At 71.8% G+C, this 21744-nt stretch carries 23 protein-coding genes; 7 read left to right on the plus strand and 16 right to left on the minus strand.

All coding sequences use genetic code 11. The annotated features are described in order from the left end of the window. Nucleotides 1–280: 280 nt before the first annotated feature. Nucleotides 281–1261 (minus strand): anti-sigma factor family protein, encoded by a 981-nt coding sequence (locus ABD355_RS37245; RefSeq protein WP_344405457.1) that lies wholly within the window; start codon nt 1259–1261, stop codon nt 281–283. Further along, complete coding sequence (gene sigE, locus ABD355_RS37250) at nt 1258–1962, minus strand: RNA polymerase sigma factor SigE (RefSeq protein WP_078912335.1); 705 nt, start codon at nt 1960–1962, stop codon at nt 1258–1260. The genes ABD355_RS37245 and sigE overlap by 4 nt, the downstream gene beginning before the upstream one ends. A 301-nt stretch (nt 1963–2263) precedes the next feature. Here sigE and ABD355_RS37255 point away from each other — a divergent pair, with 301 nt between their 5' ends. After that, complete coding sequence (locus tag ABD355_RS37255; RefSeq protein WP_099931145.1) at nt 2264–2896, plus strand: O-methyltransferase; 633 nt, start codon at nt 2264–2266, stop codon at nt 2894–2896. A gap of 114 nt (nt 2897–3010) precedes the next feature. Here the strand turns inward: ABD355_RS37255 and ABD355_RS37260 are convergent, their stop codons facing one another. Beyond that, a complete protein-coding gene (locus tag ABD355_RS37260; protein WP_003966491.1) occupies nt 3011–3178 on the minus strand; it encodes a DUF3117 domain-containing protein in 168 nt (55 codons plus the stop codon). A 375-nt stretch (nt 3179–3553) separates the two neighbouring features. On the opposite strand from ABD355_RS37260, the gene chcB reads away from it, so the two are divergent. Next, nucleotides 3554–4357, plus strand: coding sequence for a 2-cyclohexenylcarbonyl CoA isomerase (gene chcB, locus ABD355_RS37265; RefSeq protein ID WP_344405458.1), 804 nt, complete (start codon nt 3554–3556; stop codon nt 4355–4357). Between the two features lie 78 nt (nt 4358–4435). Here chcB and ABD355_RS37270 read toward each other — a convergent pair whose 3' ends face one another. Next, nucleotides 4436–5017, minus strand: a complete 582-nt coding sequence (locus ABD355_RS37270; RefSeq protein WP_344405459.1) for a DNA-3-methyladenine glycosylase I — start codon at nt 5015–5017, stop codon at nt 4436–4438. Beyond that, nucleotides 5014–5370: a DivIVA domain-containing protein gene (locus ABD355_RS37275; protein WP_425585832.1), complete on the minus strand. Its 357-nt coding sequence runs from the start codon at nt 5368–5370 to the stop codon at nt 5014–5016. Before ABD355_RS37275 ends, ABD355_RS37270 begins: the two co-directional genes overlap by 4 nt. Before the next feature lie 164 nt (nt 5371–5534). Between ABD355_RS37275 and folP the strand changes: the two genes are divergently transcribed. Continuing rightward, a complete protein-coding gene (folP, locus tag ABD355_RS37280; protein WP_344405462.1) occupies nt 5535–6395 on the plus strand; it encodes a dihydropteroate synthase in 861 nt (286 codons plus the stop codon). 160 nt (nt 6396–6555) lie between these two features. Here the strand turns inward: folP and ABD355_RS37285 are convergent, their stop codons facing one another. Both ABD355_RS37285 and dapE read right to left on the minus strand, forming a co-directional pair. Beyond that, complete coding sequence (locus ABD355_RS37285; protein ID WP_232647819.1) at nt 6556–7314, minus strand: LOG family protein; 759 nt, start codon at nt 7312–7314, stop codon at nt 6556–6558. Nucleotides 7315–7413: 99 nt separating this feature from the next. Continuing rightward, nucleotides 7414–8493 (minus strand): succinyl-diaminopimelate desuccinylase, encoded by a 1080-nt coding sequence (dapE, locus tag ABD355_RS37290; protein ID WP_344405463.1) that lies wholly within the window; start codon nt 8491–8493, stop codon nt 7414–7416. Between the two features lie 85 nt (nt 8494–8578). Here dapE and ABD355_RS37295 point away from each other — a divergent pair, with 85 nt between their 5' ends. Next, complete coding sequence (locus tag ABD355_RS37295) at nt 8579–9556, plus strand: heavy metal transporter (RefSeq protein ID WP_344405464.1); 978 nt, start codon at nt 8579–8581, stop codon at nt 9554–9556. Nucleotides 9557–9835: 279 nt separating this feature from the next. Further along, nucleotides 9836–10294 (plus strand): ATP-binding protein, encoded by a 459-nt coding sequence (locus ABD355_RS37300; RefSeq protein WP_344405465.1) that lies wholly within the window; start codon nt 9836–9838, stop codon nt 10292–10294. Between the two features lie 64 nt (nt 10295–10358). Here ABD355_RS37300 and ABD355_RS37305 read toward each other — a convergent pair whose 3' ends face one another. Next, nucleotides 10359–11450 (minus strand): bifunctional succinyldiaminopimelate transaminase/glutamate-prephenate aminotransferase, encoded by a 1092-nt coding sequence (locus ABD355_RS37305; RefSeq protein WP_344405467.1) that lies wholly within the window; start codon nt 11448–11450, stop codon nt 10359–10361. Nucleotides 11451–11588: 138 nt separating this feature from the next. Beyond that, complete coding sequence (fdxA, locus tag ABD355_RS37310; RefSeq protein ID WP_030929316.1) at nt 11589–11909, minus strand: ferredoxin; 321 nt, start codon at nt 11907–11909, stop codon at nt 11589–11591. 140 nt (nt 11910–12049) lie between these two features. Between fdxA and ABD355_RS37315 the strand changes: the two genes are divergently transcribed. Both ABD355_RS37315 and ABD355_RS37320 read left to right on the plus strand, forming a co-directional pair. Further along, complete coding sequence (locus tag ABD355_RS37315) at nt 12050–13066, plus strand: GNAT family N-acetyltransferase (RefSeq protein WP_344405468.1); 1017 nt, start codon at nt 12050–12052, stop codon at nt 13064–13066. Nucleotides 13067–13098: 32 nt separating this feature from the next. Further along, nucleotides 13099–13950: a transglutaminase-like and tetratricopeptide repeat-containing protein gene (locus tag ABD355_RS37320; protein WP_344405469.1), complete on the plus strand. Its 852-nt coding sequence runs from the start codon at nt 13099–13101 to the stop codon at nt 13948–13950. Nucleotides 13951–14376: 426 nt separating this feature from the next. On the opposite strand, the gene ABD355_RS37325 is transcribed toward ABD355_RS37320, so the two are convergent. From ABD355_RS37325 to mshB, 7 genes are all read right to left on the minus strand, one after another. Then, entirely contained in the window at nt 14377–14991 is a 615-nt protein-coding gene (locus ABD355_RS37325; protein ID WP_344405470.1) for a response regulator transcription factor, read from the minus strand. After that, complete coding sequence (locus ABD355_RS37330; protein WP_344405595.1) at nt 14988–16178, minus strand: sensor histidine kinase; 1191 nt, start codon at nt 16176–16178, stop codon at nt 14988–14990. The genes ABD355_RS37325 and ABD355_RS37330 overlap by 4 nt, the downstream gene beginning before the upstream one ends. Before the next feature lie 5 nt (nt 16179–16183). Further along, complete coding sequence (locus ABD355_RS37335; protein WP_344405471.1) at nt 16184–16915, minus strand: ABC transporter permease; 732 nt, start codon at nt 16913–16915, stop codon at nt 16184–16186. Further along, complete coding sequence (locus ABD355_RS37340) at nt 16912–17838, minus strand: ABC transporter ATP-binding protein (RefSeq protein WP_344405472.1); 927 nt, start codon at nt 17836–17838, stop codon at nt 16912–16914. The genes ABD355_RS37335 and ABD355_RS37340 overlap by 4 nt, the downstream gene beginning before the upstream one ends. 143 nt (nt 17839–17981) lie before the next feature. Continuing rightward, nucleotides 17982–20270, minus strand: a complete 2289-nt coding sequence (locus ABD355_RS37345) for a hypothetical protein (protein ID WP_344405473.1) — start codon at nt 20268–20270, stop codon at nt 17982–17984. A gap of 154 nt (nt 20271–20424) precedes the next feature. Next, nucleotides 20425–20835, minus strand: a complete 411-nt coding sequence (locus ABD355_RS37350) for a DUF6113 family protein (RefSeq protein ID WP_344405475.1) — start codon at nt 20833–20835, stop codon at nt 20425–20427. After that, nucleotides 20832–21704 carry an N-acetyl-1-D-myo-inositol-2-amino-2-deoxy-alpha-D-glucopyranoside deacetylase gene (gene mshB, locus ABD355_RS37355; protein WP_344405476.1) on the minus strand — a complete coding sequence of 291 codons (873 nt, stop codon included), beginning with the start codon at nt 21702–21704 and terminating at the stop codon, nt 20832–20834. The genes ABD355_RS37350 and mshB overlap by 4 nt, the downstream gene beginning before the upstream one ends. Nucleotides 21705–21744 lie beyond the last annotated feature (40 nt).

The following is a 21744-nucleotide window of genomic DNA, read 5'->3' on the forward strand; positions in this document are numbered from 1 at the left end:
CTGCGAGCGCCGCGGCATCCGCGACCGCCGTCGAACCCAGCGCAGCCTCCGGCGACCCCGCCGCCTCCGGTGCGGGCGCCGCAGGGGTCTGCGGGCGTGGGCGGTTCCACCACTTCGGCTTCGTGGGCTTCCCCTCGTTCATGCTCTCCCCACAGCTGGCCACGACGCGGCAGGCCTCGTCGGCGGTGGCCACGGTTGTCGACTCCGCGCGCGGCTGACTGCCGTGGACGCGGTCCACCACGGATTCAACCAGGTTCGCGGGCCGTCGCGCAGGGGCCGGTCAGCGGGAGGGGTGGGGGGAGGGGGGAGCGGAGGCCGTGTCGGGCAGGGGTGCGGCCAGCAGCCCGTGGGACGAGACCTCGGGGGCCGCGGACCAGGAGGTCAGGGTGAGCAGCGGGGTCGCGGTCAGCGGACGTATCAGCGGGGACATCACTGCGGCACCCGCCATCACGGGGGTGGTCAGCGCGTGCATGGTCTGCGCCGCACCGGCAGGGCTCGGTACCCCCGGCAGCAGCGGTGCGGACACCTCGGTCGGGGCCACCGGGGCGTCACCGAGCGACTGCCGCCCCTGCGCGAGCAGCGGGCCGACGCCACGGCGCCGCTGGGTCTCGGGGGCCGTGGCGGCGCCCGTCCCCTGCGTACGCATCGGGGTCACATTGCTGCCCGCCCCCGTGCCACCGCGTGCGTCCGTGGTGTCGACCGGGGTGCCCGCCGTGATGCCGCCCAGCGCGACCGCGGCGAGCGACACCGCACCGGCGGCGACGAATGCGAACCGCATCCCGCGTGAGGCCGACCGCTCGGCCTCGTGCCGGCTGACGTCGTGTATGCGGAAGCCGCGTTCCGCGGACGGCGGCAGCATCGGGGCGTGCGAGGAAGAGGAGGGGACGTAGTCGAACTCGAAGCGCTCACCGCGCTTCAGGCCGAAGACCCCGGCGACGCCCGGTCTTCCGGGGGCCGCGCCGAGGAGTCCTCCCCCGCCGAACGGCGAGCCACCGCCGTCCGGATCACCTCCCCCCGGAAGGCCCTGCAGCCGGGCCAGGAAACTCTCGGAGGGCGGCGGCGGAGCCGCCTCCGCGAACACGTTCTTCAACTGCCTCTGCGCATCGGCCTCCGCCTTGCACCTGGCGCAGGTGGCCAGGTGGGCGAGGACACGCTCGCGCGACTCATGACCGAGCTCTCCGTCCACCAGGGCGGAGAGTCGGTCTCCCAGATGCTGCTCGGCCAGACGCCTCTCGGCGGGGCTGGGTCGTGTTCCACTCACGCGGTCGCGCCCCCTCCCCCCAGTGCGGGCACACGAGGCACGAAGGAGCGGCGCTCGGAGGCCCGGGCCTCCGGCGAACGGTGCGCGAGAGCCTTGCGCAGCTGCGAGCGGCCGCGGTGGATCCGGGAGCGGACCGTGCCGAGCTTGACGCCGAGGGTCGCGGCGATCTCCTCGTACGACAGTCCTTCGATGTCGCACAGGACGACCGCGGCGCGGAACTCGGGCGCGAGGGTGTCGAGGGCCTGCTGGACGTCCGCGTCGAAGTGGGCGTCGTTGAAGACCTGCTGGGGCGAGGGCTCGCGGCTCGGCAGCCGCTCGGCCGCGTCGTCGCCCAGGGCGTCGAAGCGGATGCGCTGCTTGCGGCGGACCATGTCCAGGAAGAGGTTGGTGGTGATCCGGTGCAGCCAGCCCTCGAAGGTGCCCGGCGTGTAGGTCGACAGGGACCGGAAGACGCGGACGAAGACCTCCTGGGTGAGGTCCTCGGCGTCGTGCTGGTTGCCCGTCAGGCGGTAGGCAAGTCGGTAGACGCGGCCACTGTGGGTGCTGACGATCTCCTCCCAGGTGGGCGGAGTCCACGCCTGCCCGTCCGCGTCGGTGGAGAAGGTCGCGGTCTGGGCGTGGTCAGCGGCGTGGCTGGGGTCAGCAGCGGTGTCGTTCACGGATTTCGGCCTGCCTGCCGACCCGAGAAAGCGCCGCAGCACTCCTCCCCGATCCACAGGCGCGGCCGCACCTCCCCTGTCGGCTCTGGTGGTGTCCAGTGGAGCCCCTACCATAGCCACCTCGCCCGTTAGCTCCGGATAAGCGGTTTTACGAGAATTTGATCTGGGCTGATACCGCTCGGCCCCCTGCTGCTGCAGTTGCTCGGGCCGCCGCCCCTCATCGTGATCCAACTGTGTCCCCCCGTGCCGTCTCCTACCCCTCTAAACGCCCGGTCCCATCTGCGGGTTCCCGGGCCCAACGGATACAGTCACGCCCAGGCAACCACGGGGACAGGAGAGGGTCATTACCGGCAACCGGCAGACGAGCTGGGCGTTCGCCGACGCCTACGTCGCCGAGGACGAAGTGCTGCGCTGGGCCCGCGACCGGGCCCGTGAGGCGGGCCTGCGCTCGGTGTCGCCCGGCACGGGCTCCGCGCTGCGGTTGCTGGCGGCTTCGGTGGACGCGAAGGCGGTGGCGGAGATCGGCACCGGCACCGGCGTCTCCGGCATCCATCTGCTGCACGGCATGCGCCCGGACGGGGTGCTGACCACGGTGGACCCCGAGCCCGAACACCAGCAGTTCGCCCGCCAGGCCTTCCGCGCCTCCGGTTTCGCCAGCAACCGCGCCCGCTTCATCCCGGGCCGCGCCCTGGACGTACTGCCCCGGCTCGCGGACGCCGGCTACGACCTCGTCTTCTGCGACGGCGACCGCCTGGAATTCCTCGACTATCTCGCTGAATCGTTGCGCCTGCTGCGCCCCGGTGGCCTGGTGGTCTTCGAGGGCGTTTTCGCCAACGGCCGCACGGTGGACTCGGGCCCGCAGCCCACGGAGGTGCTGCGCCTGCGGGAGCTGCTGCGCGCGGTGCGCGAGAGCCAGGAGCTGGTGCCGTCACTGCTGCCGGTGGGGGACGGACTGCTGTGCGCGGTCAAGCGGTGAAGGGTCGCGGTCAAGCGGTGAGAGGCCGGGGAGCGAGCGGGGAAGGGCCGGGAAACAGCGACCCCGGCACCACTTGGATGCCGGGGCAGCTGAAAGGGTATGGTCGCTTCCGCGTCAGCCGACGACCTTCTTGAGGGCGTCGCCGAGCGCGTCGGCCTCGTCAGGGGTCAGCTCGACGACGAGCCGACCGCCGCCTTCGAGCGGAACGCGCATGACGATGCCCCGCCCCTCCTTGGTCACCTCGAGCGGGCCATCGCCCGTCCGCGGCTTCATGGCCGCCATGCTCGTTCCCCTTCCTGAAACCAGCTCATCGTCAAAGCCGACGGCCCTGGCAGGGCACGCCTGTCCAGCGTGGGACACGCGACACCGGCATCGAACACATTGCTTCCAAGCCATTATCCCGCATCTCAGGACCCGATGACCAACATCAGTCGGCATCGCTTGGGCAACGCGCGCGAGCAAAACCACTCAATTCGGCGATGTGGCTGCGATACTGCGCGGCCGCACGGAGTTCCGCCGTCCGGGAACCGTTCAGGATTCTTTGACGCAGGTCACATGTCCACTGCGGTCCCCCGGCGGCGATCTCCGCCATGCTGTCCTACGGACAGGGGCGTACCGGCCGGTACGCCTGAACCGTGACAGCCGAGGGGACACACCATGGCCGACACCGTGCTCTACGAGGTGAGCGACGGACTCGCGACGATCACGCTGAACCGCCCCGAGGCGATGAACGCGCTGAACATCGCGACGAAGGTCGCCCTGCGGGAGGCGGTTCGCTCCGCGGCCGAGGACGACGCCGTACGGGCGGTGCTGCTGACCGCCGCCGGGGAGCGGGCGTTCTGTGTGGGGCAGGACCTCAAGGAGCACATCGGGCTGCTGGCGCAGGACCGGGAGACGGGGTCCGGCCAGACGATGAGCACGGTGAAGGAGCACTACAACCCGGTGGTGCGGGCGATCGCCGGGATGCCGAAGCCGGTGGTGGCCGGGGTGAACGGGGTGGCCGCCGGGGCCGGCTTCGGCCTCGCGCTCGCCGCGGACTACCGCGTCGTCGCGGACACCGCTGCCTTCAACACGTCCTTCGCGGGGGTCGCGCTGACCGCCGACTCCGGCATGTCCTGGACCCTGCCGCGGGTCGTCGGGCCCGGGCGCGCCGCCGACCTGCTGCTCTTCCCGCGGAGCATCAAGGCGCAGGAGGCGTACGAGCTGGGGATCGCCAACCGGCTGGTGCCGGCCGGCGAGCTGCACTCCGAGGCGGAGAAGGTGGCTCGGGCGTTGGCCGAGGGGCCGACGGTGGCGTATGCGGCGATCAAGGAGGCGGTGGCCTACGGGTTCTCGCACACCTTGTCCGAGACCCTGGACAAGGAGGACGAGCTGCAGACTCGGGCGGGGTCGTCCGAGGACCATGTGATTGCGGTGCAGGCGTTTGTGAACAAGGAGAAGCCGAAGTACTTGGGGCGGTGAGCGCCGTTGCGGGGTGCGGGTACGTCGTGGCTTGTCGCGCCCCGCGGCGGAGCCGCATATCGATACAGCCCCGCGCCCCTAAAGGGGGCGTCTCGCAACGCAGGTTTCCAAGTGATCGTCCACCAAGCCGCACGCCTGCATCAAGGCGTACGCCGTCGTCGGCCCCACGAAGCGGAGGCCTCGCTTCTTCAGGGCCTTCGAAAGGGCCGTCGACTCCGGCGTGACCGCCGGGACGTCCCCCAAGGTCTTCGGGGCCGGGCCCGCAGCCGGTGCGTACGACCAGATGAAACCGTCCAGCTCGCCCGGCTCCCACTCCGCCAGCACCCGTGCGTTGGCCAGGGTCGCGTCGATCTTGGCTCGGTTCCGGATGATGCCGGGGTCGGTGAGGAGACGGGCGCGGTCTGTTTCCGTGAAGGCGGCGACCTTGGCGATGCGGAAGTCGGCGAAGGCTGCGCGGAAGCCGGGGCGGCGGCGCAGGATGGTGATCCAGGACAGGCCCGACTGGAAGGCTTCGAGGCTGAGGCGCTCGTAGAGGGCGTCGTCCCCGTGGACCGGGCGGCCCCACTCCTCGTCGTGGTACGCCACGTAGTCCTCGGTGGACAGGGCCCAGGGGCAGCGCAGGGCACCGTCCGGGCCGGCGATGGCGGTGCCGTCGCTCACTGCTGCTCCCCCTGGCCCTGCATCGGCTTGTCCATGGAGACGTGGTGTGCGGCGGCCTGGGCGCCGGCCAGTGCGGACTCCAGGTCGGCGATACGGGCGTCGCGCTCGGCGAGTTCGGCGCCGAGGCGGTTGAGGGCGTCGTCGACGTCCGCCATGCGGTAGCCGCGGGCGGCGAGCGGGAAGCGGAGGCTGTCGACGTCGGCGCGGCCGACCGGCCGGTCCAGCGGCAGCGGGTCCTGCAGCCGCTCGGGGGCGACCTCGGGCAACGGGCCCTCGCCCTCCCCGCCACCCACCACGGCCAGTGTCACGGCGGCGACCACGACGGCGAGAGCGACGACCAGGAACAAGAACATAACCATCGCTGTGGTCCCCACGCTCGATGTTCGGTAGCTGGATGAAGCTGAAGATGAAGCCGGATGTGTCAGGGTCCGATCGTGCCATGCAAGTCTGACAGTTAGGGTCGCAGGCGGCCGAGGAACCGGTCTTACCCAGGTCGTACGAGGAGAGGTCACAGCGGATGCTCAGGCTGGGCAGGCGCGTATTCGAGGCGCACGAGCCGGTGATCATGGCGATCGTGAACCGGACCCCGGACTCCTTCTACGACCAGGGAGCGACCTTCCGGGACGAGCCCGCCCTCGCGCGCGTGGAGCAGGCGGTGTCGGAAGGGGCTGCCGTCATCGACATCGGCGGGGTGAAGGCCGGGCCGGGCGACGAGGTGTCGGCCGCGGAGGAGGCGCGGCGGACGGTGGGGTTCGTCGCGGAGGTGCGGCGGCGCTTCCCGGACGTGGTCATCAGTGTGGACACCTGGCGGGCCGAGGTGGGCGAGGCCGTGTGCGAGGCCGGCGCGGATCTGCTGAACGACGCGTGGGGCGGCGTCGACCCCGCCCTGGCGGAGGTCGCGGCGCGGTACGGGGTCGGGCTGGTGTGCACGCACGCGGGGGGCGCCGAGCCGCGCACTCGTCCGCATCGGGTGACGTACGACGATGTCGTGGCCGACATCCTGCGGGTGACGCTGGGTCTTGCCGAGCGCGCGGTGGCGCTGGGGGTGCCCCGGGAGTCCGTGCTGATCGACCCGGGGCACGACTTCGGGAAGAACACCCGGCACAGCCTGGAGGCGACGCGGCGGCTCGGGGAGATGGTCGATACGGGGTGGCCCGTCCTGGTCTCCCTGTCCAACAAGGACTTCGTGGGCGAGACCCTGGACAAACCGGTGAAGGAGCGGGTTTTGGGGACGCTCGCCACCACGGCCGTGTCGGCGTGGCTGGGCGCGCAGGTCTACCGGGTGCACGAGGTCGCCGAGACCCGTCAGGTGCTGGACATGGTGGCGTCCATCGCGGGGCACCGCCCCCCGGCGGTGGCTCGGCGGGGGCTGGCGTAGGCCCGCGGCGGAGCCGCTGACGGATGCAGCCTCGCCCCCGCCGCCCCCACCCGTCCCGTCCCCAGGGGGCTTCGCCCCCTGGACCCCCATCGGCCTGAACGGCCTCGTCCTCAGACGCCGGACGGGCTGAAAGACCAAGCGCCGGACGGGCTGGACATGCTCAGCGGGCCGCCTCCTTCGACACCAGTGCGACCGCCTCGTCCACGTCGTCCGTGACGTGGAAGAGGAGGAGGTCCTTCTCCGAGGCCTTGCCCTGGGCGATCAGGGTGTTCTTGAGCCAGTCGACCAGGCCGCCCCAGTACTCGCTCCCGAACAGCACGATCGGGAAGCGGGTCACCTTCTGGGTCTGCACCAGGGTCAGGGCTTCGAAGAGCTCGTCCAGGGTGCCGAGGCCGCCGGGCAGGACCACGAAGCCCTGCGCGTACTTCACGAACATCATCTTGCGGACGAAGAAGTAGCGGAAGTTCAGGCCGATGTCGACGTAGGGGTTGAGCCCCTGTTCGAAGGGCAGCTCGATGCCGAGGCCGACCGAGATGCCCTTCGCCTCGCAGGCGCCCTTGTTGGCCGCCTCCATGGCGCCCGGGCCGCCGCCGGTGATCACCGCCCAGCCCGCCTCCACCAGGCCGCGGCCGAGCCGGACGCCCGCCTCGTACTCCGGGGAGTCGACGGGTGTGCGCGCCGAGCCGAAGACGCTGATCGCGGGTGGGAGTTCGGCGAGCGTGCCGAAGCCCTCGATGAACTCCGACTGGATGCGCAGCACCCGCCAGGGGTCCGTGTGGACCCAGTCGGTGGGAGCGCGCTCGTCCAGCAGCCGCTGGTCCGTCGTGCTCTCCGTCACCTGGCCGCGCCTTCGGAGGACCGGTCCGAGTCGCTGCTCATCCGGCGGCACCTTCTTGCCCTCGGGGTTCCCGGTAGCCATGTGCGCTCCCTCCGCTTGCAGGTGTCTCCACCTCAGAGTAGATCTACGCGGGTTACGGACGGGGGACGCGAGCATGTCCGCCGTGGAGCGGTGTACGGGCTAGGCCGTCAGCCAGGCCCGCAGCCGCTGCTCACCCGCCAGGATCTTGGCGGTTTCGACCCGTTCGTCCCGCTTGTGCGCCAAGTGCGGGTTGCCGGGGCCGTAGTTGACCGCGGGAATGCCGAGGGAGGAGAAACGCGAGACGTCCGTCCAGCCGTACTTCGGCTGCGGGGTTCCGCCGACCGCCTCGATGAAGGCCGCCGCGGCCGGGTGCGAGAGGCCGGGCAGCGCCGCGCCGCTGTGGTCGTCCACCAGGAACTCGGCCACCCCGCAGTCCGCGAAGACCTCCCTGACGTGGGCGATCGCCTCCTCCTCCGTGCGGTCGGGCGCATAGCGGAAGTTGACGGTCACGACGCATTCGTCGGGGATGACATTGCCGGCCACGCCGCCCGAGATGCCCACGGCGTTCAGGCCCTCCCGGTACTCCAGGCCGTCGATCACCGGGTAGCGGGGTTCGTACGAGGCCAGGCGGGCCAGGATCGGCGCGGCCGCGTGGATCGCGTTGGAGCCCATCCAGCTGCGCGCCGAGTGGGCCCGCTCGCCCGTCGTCCTCAGCAGGACCCTGAGGGTGCCCTGGCAGCCGCCCTCGACCTCGCCGTCGGACGGCTCCAGCAGCACCGCGAAGTCGCCCTCCAGCCACTCGGGGTGCGCCTCGGCGACGTGCTTGAGGCCGTTGAGATCCGCGGCCACCTCTTCGTTGTCGTAGAAGACGAAGGTCAGGTCGCGGTTGGGGGCCGGGACCGTGGCCGCGATGCGCAGCTGCACGGCGACGCCCGACTTCATGTCGCAGGTGCCGCAGCCCCACAGGACGCCGTCCGCGTCCAGCCGGGACGGGACGTTGCCGGCGATCGGCACGGTGTCGATGTGACCGGCCAGGATCACCCGCTCCGGCCGGCCCAGGTCCGTACGCGCGACGACGTTGTTGCCGTACCGCTCGACCGTCAGGTGCGGCAGGGCACGCAGGGCGGACTCGATCGCGTCGGCGAGGGGCTTCTCGGTGCCGCTCTCGGACGGGAAGTCGACGAGCTGAGCGGTGAGCTCGGCGGCGTCCAGGGTGAGGTCAAGTGGGGTGTCGGCCATGCCGTCGACCCTAACCCGCCGGGGCTGCGGCCCACCGGTCACATCCGTCGCGTGGGCCACAGAGCCCTCCGCTACCTTGTACGACGTGCCAGAGCCGTCATCCACCCTCAAACGCCGTGGCCGCTTCTTCCGTCTCGGTGCGGCCTTCGTGATCCTGCTCGCCGTCGCGGGCTATCTCGCGGTGCAGTACGTCACCGGGGGCAGAGGCGGATCGGGCTGCAGAGTGGTCTCGGGCGAGGCCGGCGGGACGTCGTACGACTTCACGCCGGAGCAGGCGGTGAACGCGGCGACGATCGCCGCGGTGGGCACCGGGCGGGGCATGCCCGAGCGGGCGGTGACCATCGCGATCGCGACCTCGCTGCAGGAGTCGGGCCTGCGCAACATCGAGCACGGCGACCGGGATTCGCTCGGCCTGTTCCAGCAGCGGCCCTCGCAGGGCTGGGGCACCAGGAAGCAGATCCTGGACCCGACGTACGCGGCGGGCATGTTCTACCGGCACCTGGCCAAGGTGCCCGACTACGCGCATCTCCCCCTCACGGTCGCCGCACAGCGTGTGCAGCGCAGCGGGTATCCCGAGGCGTACGCCAAGCACGAGCCGGACGCCGCCCTGCTCTCCGCCGCTCTCACCGGCAACTCACCGGCCACGCTGACCTGCGCCGGTCTCCCGGCCACCACACAGGCGGCGGGTCCGGACGCGGTACGGGCCGCTCTCGTACGGGACTTCGGGCGCGACGCCCTGCAGCCGGCCGCCGCGGAACTGAGCGCCGTGTCGACACCGGCACCTTCGCCGGCCGAGAGCTCGGGGACGAGCGCCCGCACCGTCACGCTCCCCGTCACCGCCGGCAAGAGCCCCGCCAAGGGCCGCAGCGTCCGCCAGCGCGGCTGGCAGCTCGCCCACTGGGCCGTGGCCAACTCCTCCGCCCTGCACATCGAGCGGGTCTCCTACGGCGGGCGGGAGTGGACCGCCGGGAACGCCGACAACCCGTGGCACACGACCGCCGCGGACGGCGTCGACGGGACGAAAAAGGCCGCCGACGCGGTCCGGATCGTCACTGCGCAGTAGTACGGTCCTTCACTCGCACGGGTTATGCCGGGCATGCTCGATCCACGCTGTGGGCAGGTTTTCGCACCGTCACCCCTGTATCCGTCAAAGCCCTTGCCGACAAAGGGCTGTAAGGATTCGGCAGGCTTTCCGGCACGACGCTTTTTGCCCGTTTTTATCCGCAGCCGATAATGCGACGCATTGCCAACTCTTTACGTTGGGACGCCGCAACCTTCGGGGCCTTCGAGCGGTAGTCACATCGTCCGAGCCCGGACGATCAACATCCATCGAAGGAGCATCATGTCCCTCCCCCTGACCCGTCGGATCGCCCGTGCCGCGCTGCTCGTCGCAGCGGGAGCGGCTGCCGGGGTCGGTGCGGCCGGCTCCGCGAGCGCGGCGACCCCCGAACTGCCGGCCACCCCGAACCTCGGTGGCGTGACCGCCCTGGACGGAGCGAGCGTCGGCAACACCGTCGACGGTGCGGCGCAGAACGTGACCGGGCTCGCGGGCGACGCCGGCAGCAACGCGGTCAAGAAGGCCGTGCCGAACGCGGGCAAGACCGGCGGCAGCGTGGCGAAGAAGGCGGCTCCGGCCGCGCAGCGTGCGGCGGGTGCCGCGGCGGGCTCCGTCGGGGAGATCGTCGGCGTCACCACGCAGACGGCTGCCGACAACGGCGGCGCCCTCCCGGCGGGCTCGCTCAAGGGCGGCCTGCCGAGCACCGGCAACCTGCCGGTGAAGGGCCTGCCGATCGGCGGCTGAGCCACCGGTGGCACGGAGGGGGCCCGGGACAGTGTCCCGGGCCCCCTCGTCACGTCCACTGCGGCTACAGCCGCTCCGCGGCCGCCCGCACCCGCTCGTCCGTCGCCGTCAGCGCCACGCGTACGAACTTCTCGCCCGCCGTGCCGTAGAAGTCGCCCGGCGCGACCAGGATGCCGAGCTCGGCCAGGTGGGCCACCGTCTCCCAGCAGGACTCGTCCCGCGTCGCCCACAGATAGAGGCTGGCCTCGCTGTGCTCGATGCGGAAGCCATGACCGAGGAGCGCCTCGCGCAGGGCGGTGCGCCGGGCCGCGTACCGCTCCCGCTGCTCCTGCACATGGGCGTCGTCGCCCAGGGCCGCCACCACGGCCGCCTGCGTGGGCGCCGACGTCATCATGCCGCCGTGCTTGCGGATCTCGAGGAGCGGGCCGAGGACGGCCGGGTCACCGGCCAGGAAGGCCGCACGGTAGCCCGCCAGGTTGGAGCGCTTGGAGAGGGAGTGGACGGACACGATGCCCTCGTACGAGCCGCCGTTCACGTCGGGGTGCAGGACCGAGACCGGGTCCGCCTCCCAGCCGAGCTCCAGATAGCACTCGTCGGAGAAGAGCAGGATCCCGTGCTCGCGCGCCCACGCGACGATCCGCGTCAGCTCCTCCTTGCCCAGCACCCTGCCGGTCGGGTTCGACGGCGAGTTGAGCCAGAGCAGCTTGAGGTTCGTCGGATCGAGGTCGGTCGGGTCGTCGTAGACCTCGTGGTCGGCGCGGGCCAGACGGGCGCCGACCTCGTACGTCGGGTACGCGAGGCGCGGGTACGCCACCTTGTCGCCCGGGCCGAGGCCCAGCTGGGTGGGGAGCCAGGCGACGAGTTCCTTGGAGCCGACGATCGGCAGGACGTGCCTGTGCGTGACCTCGCGGGCGCCGAGGCGGCGCTCGACCCAGCCGGTGATCGCGTCGCGCAGGGCCGGGGTGCCCCAGACCGTCGGATAGCCCGGGGAGTCCGCCGCGTCGATGAGGGCCTTCTGGACCAGCTCGGGGACCGGGTCGACCGGGGTGCCGACGGAGAGGTCGACGATGCCGTCCGGGTGTGAGGCGGCCGTTTTCTTGTACGGCTCCAGCTTGTCCCAGGGGAAGGTGGGCAGGCGGTCGGAGACTGCGGACACGGGATCTTGCTCACTTTCTGGTACGGCAGACGGCCCAAGGGCCCTGGTACGGCAAACGCCTCGGCCCCGTACGGCGATCACCAGGGCGATCCGGCCGTACGGGACCGAGGCGGCACGGTGTGCGGGCCGCTTACGTGATTACTCGGCCTGCGGCGGCAGCGCGGCGATGAAGGGGTGGTCCCGCTCGATCAGGCCCAGCTTGCTGGCGCCACCGGGGGAGCCGAGCTCGTCGAAGAACTCGACGTTCGCCTTGTAGTAGTCCTTCCACTCCTCCGGAGTGTCGTCCTCGTAGAAGATCGCCTCGACCGGGCATACCGGCTCACAGGCACCACAGTCGACGCATTCGTCCGGGTGGATGTACAAGGACCGCTGGCCCTCGTAGATGCAGTCGACCGGGCACTCCTCGATGCACGCCTTGTCCTTGACGTCGACACAAGGCTGCGCGATGACGTAGGTCACGCTGTCGTTCCTCCTCGATAGGGCGCTGGCGGGCCTCCGTAGGCTCCGCCGCCTGGCGCGCGGGAGCGCGGCGTCGTCGATGCCCGCCCCTAGTATCTCCGTTCTTGGGCATGATCCGAACAGGAGGGGTGAACTGACCTGTGGAAATCTCGGCCGGCGGACGTCTCGAGGTTCGTATCACCGCTGCTGACGTGGGGAAACGGGTCTCGGTACGACGCTTGATCGAACCTGCTCGCCCGGAAGAGAAGTTCACCGACACGGTGGGTGTTCTCACATCATGGGACGACGGTGTGCTGCTGATCACACGCAAGGGCGGCGAGAGCGTCCGGATTCCGGAATCCGCGCTGGTCGCGGGGAAGGTCGTGCCTTCGGCCCCGGCCAGGCGCAGGGGTCCCGCCGCCTCGTACGCGGAGCTCGCGCACGTCGCCGCGCGCGCGTGGCGGCCGGTGGAGAGCGAGCGGCTCGGCGGGTGGGAACTGCGGGCCGCTGCCGGGTTCACCCGCCGCGCCAATTCGGTCCTGCCGCTCGGCGACCCGGGCGTACCGCTCGACGAGGCCCTGGACGTCGTACGACGCTGGTACGGCGACCGTGGGCTGCCCGCGTACATCCAGATCGCGACCGGCGGCGAGGGCACGCAGGAGCTGCTGGCGGCGGAGCTGGAGCGGCGCGGGTGGGTACGTGAGGTGACCGCCGAGCTGTGGGTCGGGGCGCTGGCGCCGGTCGCGGACCGGGCGGAGGCGTCCGGGGTCGTGCTGTCCCGGGAGGCGGACGAGGCGTGGCTTGCGCGGTACCAGCGCAAGGGGGTGAGCGAGGTGGCGCTGAAGGTGCTCGGGAGCGGTCCTTCGGTGTGGTTCGCGACCGTCCCGGGCTCGTCGGAGGGTGCGGCGCCCGCGGCGATCGGGCGGTGTGTCGTGGACGGGCGGTGGGCGTCCTTCGCCGCCGTCGAGGTGGATCCGGAGCAGCGGCGGCGCGGTCTGGCCACCGCTGTCATGGCCGCGCTGGCCCGGCGGGCGCTGGACGAGGGCGCCTCGGCCGCCTGGCTGCAGGTGGAGGAGGACAACGCGGGGGCGCGGGCGCTGTACGCCGGGATGGGCTTCGCCGTGCATCACGCGTACCACCACTACCGGGAACCGGCGGCTCCCGGCAGCGGCCAGTAGTACCGATCGCCGGGAGAGGGCACCAGGCTGCTATGCGTCCCCCATACCCCCCACCGCCCGAGCGGTCCGCCGAACTGCGGCGGCGGTTCGCCGAGGAGGCGCGCTCCGAGCGGCCCGATCTGTCGACGCTGTGCCTGCTGGTGGGCGCGGAGGCCGACGGGGCGCTGGACGAGGCGGGCCTGGACGCCGCCCAGATGGAGCTGGACCGGCTGGCGGGGCGGGTGCCGTTCCGGCCGGGCGGTTCGATGGCGTGGGCCACGGCGCTGCACCACCTGCTCGGGGTGCAGGACGGCTTCCGCGGCTTCCCCGCCGACTACCAGCGCCTGGAGTCCTCGCTGCTGCACGAGGTGCTGCGGCGGCGGCGCGGGCTGCCGATCCTGCTGTCGGTGGTGTGGATGGAGGTCGCGCGGCGGGCGGGGGCGCCGGTGTACGGGGTCGCCCTGCCGGGGCACTTCGTGGTCGGGTTCGGGCCCCAGGAGCAGCAGGTGCTGGTGGATCCGTTCGACGGGGGGCGGGTGCTGGGGGTCGGCGACGCCGAGCTGTTGGTGGCCGGGGCCACGGGGGCTGCGCTGGATCCGTCGATGTTGTCGCCGGCGGATCCGCTGGACGTCGTTCTGCGGATCCTCAACAACATCCGGGCGTGGGCTGCCGCGCGGCCGGAGCGGTCGGATGTATCGCTGTGGGCCGTGGAGTTGTCGCTGTTGTTGCCCTCGCATCCGGCGCGGTTGCGCTACGAGCGGGCGCAACTGCTCGTCCAACGGGGTGACTTCGTCGAGGGGGCCGTGGAGCTGGAGGAGTACGCGGAGTTGATCGATGCGGTGGACGAGGGGGCGGCGGAGCGGGTGCGGGGGCAGGCCCGGTCGGCGCGGGCGATGCTCAACTGAGGTTGGCGGTTCGGCGATTCGCCGGTTCGCCATGGGGGCTTGGGTCGCGGTGCGAGTGCGGGTGCGTCGTGGCTTGTCGCGCCCACGCGGCGCAGCCGCATATCGAAACAGCCCCGCGCCCCTTCGGGTTGCAACCGGGCTTTCTTCCGCGGCACCCGTACCGCATGTGCCGGTTCGCCGTAGGGGCTAGGGGGCGGTGCGAGTGCGGGTGTGTCGTGGCCTGTCGCGCCCACGCGGCGGAGCCGCATACCGAAACAGCCCCGCGCCCCTGCGGGTTGCAACCGGGCTTTCTTCCGCGGCACCCGTACCGCATGTGCCGGTTCGCCGTAGGGGCTAGAGGGCGGTGCGAGTGCGGGTGCGTCGTGGCTTGTCGCGCCCACGCGGCGCAGCCGCATATCGAAACAGCCCCGCGCCCCTTCGGGGCAGCTACAGCCAGCCCTTTTCCCGTGCTATCCGCACCGCTTCGGCTCTGTTTCGTACCGCCAGTTTCTGGATTGCCGTCGAGAGATAGTTGCGGACCGTGCCCTGCGACAAATGCAGGGTTGCTGCCAGTTCCGCGTTCGTCGAGCCGTCTGCCGCTGCGCGGAGGACCTCGCGTTCGCGGTCGGTCAAAGGATTGGCGCCCTCCGCCAGGGCCGCTGCCGCCAGGGTGGGGTCGATGACCCGCTCCCCCGCCAGGACCTTGCGTACCGCCTGGGCGAGTTGGGCTGCGGGGGCGTCCTTGACCAGGAAGGCGTCGGCGCCTGCTTCCATGGCGCTGCGGAGGTAGCCGGGGCGGCCGAAGGTGGTGAGGACGACCAGTTTCACGGCGGGCAGGGCCTGGTGGACCTGGGCCGCCGCCTCGATGCCGGTGCAGCCCGGCATCTCGATGTCGAGGAGGGCCACGTCCACTGCGTGCTCGCGGACCGCCGCCAACACCTCGTCGCCGCGTGCCACTTGGGCCACGACCTCGATGTCGTCCTCCAGGCCGAGGAGGGCGGCCAGCGCCTCGCGGACCATCGACTGGTCCTCGGCGAGGAGCACCTTGATCGTAGAGCTCATGCCCCGGATCCTACGGCCGACGGGGTGCCGGCGGGGACGCGGGCGATCAGGCGGAAGCCGTGCTTGATGCGGCCTGCCTCCAGGGTGCCGCCGACCTTCTCCAGGCGTTCCGTCAGGCCCGTCAGACCGTTGCCCGGACCCTTGCCGGGGCCGCCCGAGCCGTTGTCCTCGACGGCGAGTTCGAGCACCGGGCCGTCCAGGGTCTGGCGGTGCAGGACCTCCACCGTGCAGCGGGTGGCGCCGCTGTGCCGTACGACGTTGGTGACCGCCTCGCGCAGCGCCCAGGCGAGGGCGGACTCGCTCTCCACGGAGACCCCTGTGAGGTCCGGCTCCTCGGGGACCTCGGCCGTGACGCCGGCTGCCGTCAAGGCGACCTGGGTGCCCGCGAGTTCCTCGGGCAGGCGCGGGCGGCGATAGCCGGTGACCGCCTCGCGGACGTCCACCAGCGCCTGCCGGCTGACCTGTTCGATGTCGGCGACCTGCTGGGCCGCCTTGTCGGGGTGGTCGGGGAGCATACGGCCCGCCAGTTCGCTCTTCAGCGTGATCAGGGAGAGCGAGTGGCCCAACAGGTCGTGCAGGTCGCGGGCGAGGCGCAGACGCTCCTCGTTGGCGGCCAGTTGGGCGACCGTGGCGCGGGCCTTGCGCAGCTCTATGGTCGTCCGCACCAGTTGCTTCACGCCCATCATCGCGAAGCCCAGGAGCAGCACCACCAGGACCAGGCTCCAGTCGTCCGCACGGAAGTGCAGCAGGACCAGGAGCATGGTGAGGGTGTTCAGCCCGATCGCCCAGTACGCGATCCGCTGCGGCAGCGTGGCGCCGCAGGTGACGGAGACGTACACGAAGAGGCCGATCCACGCGCTGCCGAGGGTGAGGCACAGGACCAGGGCGAGCGTGCCGAGCAGGGCGACGAAGGCGCCGACGGCCCGGCCGGAGAACGGGCGGCCCATGTTCCGGAAGACCAGCGTCAGATAGACGCCGGTGAAGGAGACCAGGGCCACCCAGCCCGCCGCGGTCGCGGCGGGCGTGTGGCGGCCGGAGGCCAGGTCCTGCACCGGCGATCCGAGAAAGACCAGCCAGGGCAGGATCCAGATCAGTTTCCGCACGGCCTCGCCCCGGTCGCGGGGCGGCTGGCCGATCCGGATCGCGTTCTCGGCCCGGAGTTCCGCGGGCAGCCCGTCGTCCGTCATCGTGCTCACGCCTTCAGCGTGTCCTTCCGGTACAGCCACGCCGCGCCGCCCGCGAACAGGAGGAAGTAGACGACGAGGAGGGCGAGGTCCTTGGTCTCGGGGGACCGGCTCTGTTCGATGGCCCGTCCGAGGGCAGCGTACGCGTGCGTGGGCAGCCACTTGGCGATGTCCTGCAGCCACTGCGGGAAGGTCGAGGACGGCATCCACAGGCCGCCGAGGATCGACAGACCGAAGTACGTGATCATCGTGATCGGGCGGACGGCGTCCCCGGTGGCCAGGTAGCCGATGGCGACGCCGAGCGCGGCGAAGACCAGGCTGCCGGCCCAGATCGCCCCGGTGAGCGCGAACCACTGCCAGGCGTCCAGCCGCACGCCCCGCACGGCCGCGGCGACCAGGAAGACCACCACGATGGACGGGAGGCTGACGACGGCGGCGCTGGCGGTCTTGGCGAGGACATAGCCGCGCCCGGGCAGCGTGGTCAGCCGCAGCTGCCGTACCCAGCCGCCCTCCCGTTCCTTGGCGATGCGCTCGCTGTTGCCCATGAGGACCGCGGTCAGGGCGCCGAAGGAGGCCATGGAGACCATGACGTAGGAGGCGACGCTCAGTCCTGTGCCGTCGACCTTCCCGGTCTGGTTGGAGACGAGCAGGAAGATCACCGACGGGTAGATCACCGAGAAGAACAGGAACTTGCGGTTGCGCAGGGCGCGGGTGAGTTCCAGCTTGATCAGGCTGTTCACGACTGCTTCGCCTCCTCGGCGGCGGTGATGGCGACGAAGGCCTGCTCCAGACCGAGCCCGGCGACTTCGAGGTTGCGGGGGTAGACGCCGAGGCCGTACAGGGCGTGCACGGTCGCGTCGGCGTCGGAGGACTGGATGCGGACGGTCTGACCCGAAATGTCGATCGAGGTCAGGAAGGGCAGCGCGCGGATCGGCGCCTCGTCGATGGCGCCCTCCAGGTCGAACGACACCCTGCGCGCCCCGGCCTTCGCCTTGATCTCGGCCGCCGTGCCGTCCGCCAGCAGCCGGCCCCGGTGCAGGACCAGCACCCGGTCGGCGATGGCGTCGGCCTCCTCCAGGTAGTGCGTGGCGAACAGGACCGTACGGCCCTGGTCGGCCTGCTCGCGCATGGTGGCCCAGAAGGCCTGGCGGGCGGAGACGTCCATGCCCGTGGTCGGCTCGTCGAGGACGATCAGATCGCTGTCGCCCGCCGTGGCGAGGGCGAAGCGGACGCGCTGGGCCTGGCCGCCGGAGAGCTTGTTGACCTTGCGGTCGGCGATCTGCGAGATCCCGGCGCGGGCGAGCACGTCCTTGGCCTTGTAGGGCTTCGGGTGCAGGTCGCAGGCGAGCTTCACCAGCTCGGCGACCGTGACCTCGTCCATCAGCCCGCCGCTCTGCAGCATGGCGCCCACGCGCCCGGCCACGATGGCCTCGCGCGGGCTGGTGCCGAAGACGCGGACCGTGCCGCTGTCGGCGAGCTTGAGGCCGAGCAGCAGGTCGAGGGTGGTCGACTTGCCGGCCCCGTTCGGCCCCAGCAGGGCCACCGTCTCCCCCGGATGCAGGGCGAGGGTCAGCCCGTCGACGGCCCGTACGGTCCCGTACGTCTTGCTCACCTGGTCGAAGCCGACCACCGGGGCGGTGGTCGCTTTCGCTGTCGTCGTCATGGATCCATGGTGGCCGCGCAGACCGAGGTCACGGCAGTGTCGGCGGTCCTGACTGCCGGATGACAGATGTCATACGGCGGACGGTGACATACGGCGAAGGGGGCACCCGGCGGGTGCCGGACGCCCCCTCCGCGGGACTCACATCAGCCGGGGTTCGTCTGGATGACCCCGACCCGGTTGGTCCTGCTCATCAGGGCCTGGCGCAGGGCGACGTAGACGTCCTGCGGGGTGACGGCCGTCTTCTTGCCGGTGCCCCGGGTGATCAGAACGCCGTCGAAGGCGCCGCCGTAGAGGTTCTTCAGCGCGGTGAGGTCCGGCTTGTCGACGAGCTTGCCGCCGACGGCCTGGACCCTGAGGAACTTCCACAGCGAGTTCTGCGGGCTGAACCTGACCTGCGCCGCGCCCGCCTTGACCGTGACGAAGCCCGACATCGCCGGCTCGGCGAAGGCCTTCATCTCCCGGTCGACCTCGGCGTTCGTGATCGTCGGCTGCTGGGTCGTGGCCACGACCGCGACCGGGTCGGTGGAGTTGGTCTCCACCTGGCTGCGGTACGCATCCTCGACCGCCTGGGCCGACTTGGCGGCGTCGATGCCCTTGCCCGCCTTGCCGTAGACGGCGACGGCCTTGCCGGACTTGAACTGGATCGTGCCGTCGGTCATCGAGCCGGAGCCGCCCGCCGTGGACTGCAGGGCGGCGGTCAGCTTCTCCTCGTCGACGGGCATGACCGGGTCGACGACCCGGTGGTTGCCGAAGAGGGAGCCGATGACGGAGATCGGGTTGTAGTCGGCCTGCGCGGCCGCCGCGACCGTGGCCTGCTCGTCGAACTGCAGGCCCGCCTGGTCCGGCTTGAGCTCGACCGTCCTGCCGCCGACGGACAGCTTCAGCGGCTTGTCCACCCGGTCACCGAAGGCCGCGTCGAGCTTCTTGACGGCCTCGTCGCGGGTGCCGCCGCCGATGTCGACGCCGAGCACGGTGGTGCCCTTGGGCACGTCGGAGTGGTTCATCAGCAGCCCGGCGCCGTAGGCGAGACCGCCGACGATGACCACGCCGGTGCCGAGCAGCACCAGCTTGTTGCGCCCCTTCTTCTGCTTCTTGGGCGCTGCGGCGGCCGATGTGTTCTGGCCGCCCGGCTCGGGCAGCTTCGGGGGCGTGTGCGGCAGCGGGCCGTCGGTGTGGGAGCCGGGGCCGAACGGCGAGCCCGCGCCGGGCGACCCGACCGGGACGCCGCTGGTGACGGTGTGTCCGGAGATGTTCTCGGGCGCCGGGAAGCCCTGCTGGGCCGGCTCGGGGGCCGGCTTCTGCGGGGTGAGGATCGCGGTGTCGTCGCTGAGACCGCCACCGGGGCCGAGGCCCGCGCCGTGCGCGCCGCCGATGGTGCCGGGGCCGCCGATGCCCGCGGGGCCGCCGAGGCCGGCGGGCGCGCCGGAGCCGCCGGGTCCCTTGGGCCCGGCAGGTCCGCCGGGTCCGGCGCCGAAGGGCGAGGTCACCGCGCCGTCACCGGTGACCGGGCCGACGGTCGGGCCCGCGGGGCCCTGGGCGCCGCCGCCCTGGCCGCCGCGGCCGCCCGGCCCGTTGAAGCCGCTGGCGCCGCCCGGACCGCCGTAACCGCCCTGGCCGTTCTGCCTGTTCTGCCCGTTCTGGGTGCCGCGCTCGCCGTCGGAGAAGTACGGGAGGTCGTCGCGGCGGGGCTCGCTGCCGCCGCTGCCGGGGCGCGCGCCGTTGCCGAGCGGTCCGGCGGCCAGCGCCTCGGTGACGTCGAAGGAACCGGTGCCGCCGCCGTGCCCGGGGGCCACCGGTCCGCCGGTCGCTCCGGGGAGTCCGGCGCCGTTCGTCCCGCCCGGGCGGGAGGCGCCGCCGGGCCGGGAGCCGCCCGGCACGCTCATGGAGCCGACCACGCCGCCGGGGCGGCCGGCGCCCGGACGGGCGCCGCCGGAAGGCGCACCGCCGCCGAAGGGCCCGGCGCCCGGGGCGGCCGGCGCACCCAAGCCCGAACCGCCCGGCAGACCGGCGCCGTTGGTGGAGCCGCCGCCCTGACCGCCCTTGGCGGGGGCCGACTTGCGGGGCGCGAACCACCCGCTCGTCCTGTCCTCGGCGGGCTGAGCGGACTCGGCCGGGGGCTCGACGGTGCTCATGGCCTGGGTGGCACCCGGCCCTGGAGCCTCGGTCTCCCCGGTGTCGTCGGAGCCCTCGGCGTCCGCGACGGGCGTACGCACGACGACCGGCGGAATGGGCCGCGACCCTGGGATGTTGATCCGGATCCGGGTCGTCAGGGTGGTCTCGGTCTTGCGGTCCTCCGGCTGCGTGGCCGAACGGCCCGCATCCGTACCGGCGTCGGAAGCCGTGGGGGTCCCGTACGGCGGCGTGCCCGACGGGTATGCGGCTCCGCCGCGCCCGTTGGGCCCGGAGGACGGAGTGTCAGTTTCACGACTCAAGGCAGGTTCTCCCGGTTGGCTCCGCCGCCCGACACAACCTCACGGGCGGCTCGGCGGCGCGCACCACCATACTGGCCACTTCTGGCGCGTATCCCATGACCGCCGGGGAAACCCACACGGGACTCCCACGCTCGGTTAATGGCGAAGTGGTACGTCACTTGCCAAGTCGGACGTCACGGGCACCAGGTTGCCGCCCCTGTCCAAGGGTGGCGCAGATCACAGCGACGGCCATCCCCCCGAAGAGGAAGAGATAGGAGCCGCCTCCCGCGCCGAAGAGGAAGTCCCCTTCGGGTCTGCTGGCGGTGAGCAGGATGACGGAGATCATCCATCCGGCGGCAGGTGCGATCGCCCCGCCGCGGCTGCCGGTGGCCCGTCCGCCGCCCAGACAGAGCCCCGCCTCGCCCGCGAGCGCGAGCAGCAGCCCGCCGGGGAACCAGCCGGCCTGCACCAGCGCACCGGCCGCGCCGACGACCGCCCCGAGCACGAAGAGGCCCACGTACAGCAGCGTCCGTCCGGCGGAGGGCCGCTGCAGCGGCTGGGCGAGCAGGGAACCGCGCTCCGTCATGACGCCTCCTCGGCACCGGCGAACTCGATCCCGGCGAACAGATCGGTCTCCCTCGGCTCTGCAGCTTCCCCACGCACCAGTTCGTAGTACTCGGTGGTGAAGAGGGGCTGCGCCTGTTCGTTGGAGAGCGCGAAGTACGGTTCGGCGACCTCGATCTGGGTGGCGTGGGCCCGCATCGCGGCGGCCTTGGCGGCGGCGTGCGCGGTGCCGTCGATCTCGGCGGTGATCCGGTCGTCGGGCACGACACCCGGTACGTCGTCGATGACGGCGGCCTTCGAAAAAGGCAGACCGGGCAGATCGTCCGCAAGGCGGGCGAAGGCAGCCTCGGCAACGGAGCGCGGCACGCGGTTCCAGTAGACCTTGGGGATCTCCCACCCTGCGCGCGCGGCCAGTTCCACGGCGCGCATGGCCACGCGGTGGGCCTGGATGTGGTCGGGGTGGCCGTATCCGCCGTTGTCGTCATAGGTGACGAGGACCTGGGGGCGTACCTCCAGGATCACCTCGACGAGGTGGGCGGCCGCCTCGTCCACGTCCGCCTGCCAGAAGCACGCCGGGTCGTCGTTGTCGGCCAGGCCCGTCATCCCGGAGTCGCGGTAGCGGCCCGGGCCGCCGAGCTGACGGAAGTCCTCCACGCCGAGCTCGCGCATGGCGGCCGTGAGCTCCTGCAGCCGGTACTCGCCCAGGGCGGTGCCGGTGAGGTGCCCGAGCTCCGGCGGAATGACCTCGCCGAGCTCGCCCAGGGTGCAGGTGACCAGCGTCACGCGGGCACCCCCGGCCGCGTACGCGGCCATGGTCGCGCCGTTGTTGATCGACTCGTCGTCCGGGTGCGCATGCACCAGCAGCAGACGCCGGGAGGGCTGTTCCGTCATGGAGCCACCCTACGAGGCGGCACCGACAGCGCGGTGCAGC

This window comes from Streptomyces longisporus (assembly GCF_039532765.1).
Classification (GTDB): Bacteria; Actinomycetota; Actinomycetes; order Streptomycetales; family Streptomycetaceae; genus Streptomyces; species Streptomyces longisporus.